1 protein-coding gene is annotated in these 295 nt (G+C 67.1%); it reads left to right on the top strand.

All coding sequences use genetic code 11. The features are described 5' to 3' along the window. A partial coding sequence (locus SB771_RS34015; protein ID WP_410721918.1) for an autotransporter outer membrane beta-barrel domain-containing protein occupies positions 1-295 on the top strand: 295 nt, incomplete at both ends.

Below are 295 nucleotides of genomic sequence, written 5' to 3'. Positions count from 1 at the left end.
AGGGAGAACCGATATGCAGTCCGGCCGCAGGCGCAAGTCATCTGGTCGGGGGTGAAAGCCGGCGAGCACACGGAACGTACCGGGACGACGGTGAAGGGCGTGGGGGGCGACAAGCTGCAGACCCGTCTGGGCGCGCGATTCTCCATGACCAGCCGGCAGGCGTCGCCGGACCCGGCAAAAGCGGGCGGGTTCGAGACCTTCCTGGAGGTTAACTGGGTGCACACGCCCAGGCCCTACGGCGTCAGCGTGGACGACACCCGGGTCTTGATCCAGGGGAGCAAGCACGTGGTCGAGA

The sequence above is a fragment of the Burkholderia sp. SIMBA_051 genome, from assembly GCF_046534915.1.
Lineage (GTDB): Bacteria > Pseudomonadota > Gammaproteobacteria > Burkholderiales > Burkholderiaceae > Burkholderia > Burkholderia ambifaria.
Note: the sequence above shows the minus strand (reverse complement) of the source record. Positions and strands in the feature narration are given on the sequence as shown.